4 protein-coding genes are annotated in these 4,128 nt (G+C 39.3%); all 4 read right to left on the bottom strand.

Features of this window, described 5'->3' with window-relative positions; translation table 11 throughout:
• Nucleotides 1-68 precede the first annotated feature (68 nt).
• Entirely contained in the window at nt 69-968 is a 900-nt protein-coding gene (locus AC4II3_RS31710; RefSeq protein ID WP_490723019.1) for a PstS family phosphate ABC transporter substrate-binding protein, read from the bottom strand.
• 39 nt (nt 969-1,007) lie between these two features.
• The gene (locus AC4II3_RS31705) at nt 1,008-2,213 is read right to left on the bottom strand and encodes a CHAT domain-containing protein (protein ID WP_488009244.1); all 1,206 of its coding nucleotides are present in this window, start codon (nt 2,211-2,213) and stop codon (nt 1,008-1,010) included.
• Between the two features lie 867 nt (nt 2,214-3,080).
• A complete protein-coding gene (locus AC4II3_RS31700) occupies nt 3,081-3,296 on the bottom strand; it encodes a hypothetical protein (RefSeq protein WP_488009246.1) in 216 nt (71 codons plus the stop codon).
• Nucleotides 3,297-3,592: 296 nt separating this feature from the next.
• Nucleotides 3,593-3,988, bottom strand: a complete 396-nt coding sequence (locus tag AC4II3_RS31695; RefSeq protein WP_488009248.1) for a hypothetical protein — start codon at nt 3,986-3,988, stop codon at nt 3,593-3,595.
• Between the last annotated feature and the right edge of the window lie 140 nt (nt 3,989-4,128).

Raw genomic sequence — 4,128 nt, 5'->3', positions numbered from 1 at the left:
TTGCCTATTGCCTATTGCCTATTGCCTATTGCCTATTGCCTATTGCCTGTTGCCTTTGCGATATACCTTTAATCAATAGGAATAAAACCCGCTTCTTCTAGCAGTTTTTTGCCCTCATCAGTCCGCAGCAAATCGATGTAAGCTTCTCCGGCTTTTTGTTCTGCTTTCCCATTTTTTTTGACAATCACAAATAATGGACGAGTAATTGGATAGATACCATTTTTAAAGGCAACACTATTGACCTGGTTGCGGTTTTGCTGATTACATTGATATGGGGGAATAAAAGGCTCCTGATAAGGCGCAATAAACCTATGATTGTTTTTTCCTTTAAGAGGCAGAGGCTTAATGGTACATTGGGGGACAATATCTGCAGCAGAAGCGTAGTAAATCCCTCCAGAATCCTTAGCCACTTTTCGGATTGCTTCCTTTGTATTGTAGGTAAAATCGACAGTTTTGCCAAATTCTTCTCCGTCTAAAATAGTTCCTACAAAATAGTTCACTGTACCCCCAGCTTCTTTTTTCCTAGAATAAGGAGTTATAGACAAGTTCGGACCACCAACCTCACTCCAGTTGGTAATTTTACCTGTATAAATATCCTTAAGCTGACTAATTGTTAAACCCGGAACGTCTAAGTTAGGATGAACCGCTACAGCAATACCATTAATGGCGACGGGTATTGCTCTGATAATAAACCCGTTTTGTCTGGCCTGTAAACTTTCTTTATCTGTGATTATCCGAGAGGATTGAGCAAAATCTAACTGCCCGTTTAATAACATTTTTATTCCAGGATCAGACCCCGGTGATTCAGTTTCATGTTCAGTGTATTTCAATTTGAATTTTGGGTGCATCCTTTGAATCCGTTGGTCTACCTCTCTGCGAATTCTTGCCCAAGTTGTGCTACCGCCATACCGCCATTCTTTTTGAGTAGGAAGGCCGGATAGATAAGCGAGACATTTTTTAGGGAACAGTCTTTTCCAGATTTGTTGTCGTAACTCTAAGAAATAAATTTATTTTTCAGGGCAAGACTGTGGAATCAAGCTCAAACTTACTATGACTACTCCCCCAATTAGTAAGCCAGGGAGTAATTTCAACATCCGAGGTGGTAGCTTCATCATTGAATTTCCGAGTTCATTCCATGTAAACGGTGTGTCTAATGCTGATTCTCTGATACACAGTGTTGGCAGCCACGTCGCATTGGGAAAACGTTTATTAAAATGCTCCAGACGTTTTCTGGCAATGTGGACAGAGGTAAAAAGAGATTTGTTTTTGGTGAACTCCTTGAAAAAATACTGCAAAAATTTTACGGCTACCTGATCAGGTACTAATTCTCGCATGACGATACTACGAGGTAGATTCAACTTAGCTAGTTGTTGAGCTAATCCCAGGCCATCACAGGAATTGAAAATAGCTAACTGCAATCCTTTAGCGATCGCTTTTCCGAAGGCTATTTCAAAATCGTCTATACTGATTCTTTCTAGCTCGTTTAACTCAAGCCAGCTAATTGGCGTCTGCTGATCACAGCTACTGTGACCACTAAAGATGAAAATATGGTAGCCTGGTTCTTGCCAAAGTGCTTCCGATAGTTCTTCTTTGGTAGGCTGAAGTAATACGGTAACCTCTGCTCCTTTTTCCGTTAACTCTTGAACTATCTTGATATCGTTGTTGGTTTGGATGTTGTCACTCCTTCCCACAACCAGCAAAATTCGGACTTTCCCATATTTTTGAATGGGAAGAATTGTCTGACCCTGCTTACCATAAAGCCTTAAAGCTATTTCAGAGTCTGAGTAGTAGTGTTTGAACAAATCCCACTCTTGCCAAGGGATGCGACCTAATTGAATAAACTTCTCCTCCGGAAAATCAAGGATGATGTACATTTCTTCTGTTTTAGCACCCTGCCATCGGCTTCCTACTTCGATTAATTTATCCCGGATCGGCAGCCATTGTCTACTGCCAAAGTTGAGCCATTCATTTAGCAAGGCTATCACTTCCCTAGCCTGGCTCTGAACATCGGAAGAAACAATCACATTTTTGAATTCGAGGCGTACACCCTCTAAATTACGATAGCCGGACAGCCATTGATTGAATGATGATTGCAAATTTGGTGGTTGGGGCGGTAAAAAACCTCTTAGGTCTTCTGGTTCATTAGATATGATCAATGTGACATCGAATTCCTGGTCATGACTTTTCGATAGTCTGATTTTTATTTTTGTCATCCCTGTCTCTTTACAAATCTACTACCTTACATCTAGGTAGATGGATAGGTTTTATACAAACCTATCCTTATGAACCCGTGAATAATACTTGTAATTAGTAGTTTAAGTATTGTGAAATAAATCATGTTGCCAATATGACTTATTTTGTTTATATATAGAGTAAAAATAGCTAAAATTTAACCAGGAGTATTCTATATATAAACGGTTAATTATGCATATTTGTGTAAGCCACGCCAAAGGCGATTCCATCAGACAAAATTGGCTGAATTTAGTCAATAAAGGCCAATTTGGCTTAATCGAATTAGCACTCTTAAGTCTGAAAACGAAACAAGATTAATCAATACTTGCTTAAGGAATGGTATACCTAGAGTTATTTTGCAATGGGTAATCTAGGTTTTATAAACGAGTTGTGAACATCGATAACTCCAAAATTATTGGTAGTGGTTGCATCTTGACCGGGTGATACTTTACAACCTATTTATAATAGCTATAGATAATAAATAATAACCCATGAACTGAGGGCTAGCATAAAAATTGAAATTCTAACATAAAGTCTAGGGATTAGACTAATGGTATTAAATCTTAGGCGTAAGTCCTGGCAATAAAAAAAATCGGTCAAGCTCTGGTTAACTCCAATGCTTGACCGAATTCTATGGTATTAGCTTCCACAAGTACAGCTGGGCTGAACTGAACTGAACTGAAATCTAGATAACTCCTGATCAATTACTACATTCTGATCGAGTTAGTCAGCAACTGCTGGAAAGCAACAACATCCTAACTCATGCTTCATCCTGATTTATCCCCCTTCACAAAACAACCTTCTCTATTCATTGTCGCCAGGGCGTAAAACCCTGGCAAAATCCTATCCTAGTCTACGTAAAAATAGCGAATCAAAAAGGTCATAACCTCACCAGGCTTTCCGGTAGGCTCCGGAGTGCTCCACTCGTCGGGATAGGCGTATTTAAGGGAATAAATGGCATAAATTGTCTTCTTAACCGCTTCAGGAGAACCGACCAATATGTGCTTGGCTTTTTTAAATTTGCGACCTGGGTTTTCAGAGTTCGGATTAATGTTTTTGCTCATTGGAAGCTATACCTTTAAACTGTGTACAATATTAATATATTAATAAATTAATTATTTGTCAAGGGGTTTAGGAATTTTTTTATTACGAAATATGGAGACTGTGATAAGTGTGGGAATAAGGGTAATAATGAATAAAAACTAGTTTTTATTTGTCTACATTTTTGATATAATTAGTCATAATTAATCAATCGTAGGGTGGGCAGTGCCTATGAGCAATTGTCAACCTTTGGATAGGTTAACTAGGCACTGCCCACCGACAGGTAATCATTATTAATCGCACTTGTCACGCCCTCAGCTCATCTACTTCTCCTGCGTCTGGGAATTGGGGCTGGTGTAGTGGGTTGGTATGCCTTAAGTCCATGATCACCAGTAAGAATCTCCACCTGGCAACCAGTTTTTGCGTAGAATTCTGCTACAGTTTTGATGGTAGCATCACCTATTGAAACTTTTTGTGCTGCGAGTTGAGACCATTCCACTGCTAATTTTTTCAGTCCTTGAGCGTCCCAAAGCACTGACTGATCCGTGAAAGCTGCCCAAGGTGTTTTTTCATCTGCTGCTTTTTCCATAATCTCTGCTAAAGCTTGGGCAGTTTCATACCTTTTTTTTCTTGCTTGAGCAATATGATTACCAGTTTCAATAATAGCAGCTAAGGGTAGTACAAACGTTGTCGATGCTTTTTCTTCTTTTTCCAAAAGCTCAACAACTTGCTGCTTATTCCATTTATTATTACCAGACCCACAAGTCTCTTTTCCAGGAACTTCCAGGTAAACGCAGAGAACTGGAGTTTAGACTATGAGAAAATGACCCAGTCTTCTTTTGAGGCTGAGATGTT

The sequence above is a fragment of the Moorena sp. genome (assembly GCF_982860115.1).
Note: the sequence above shows the minus strand (reverse complement) of the source record. Positions and strands in the feature narration are given on the sequence as shown.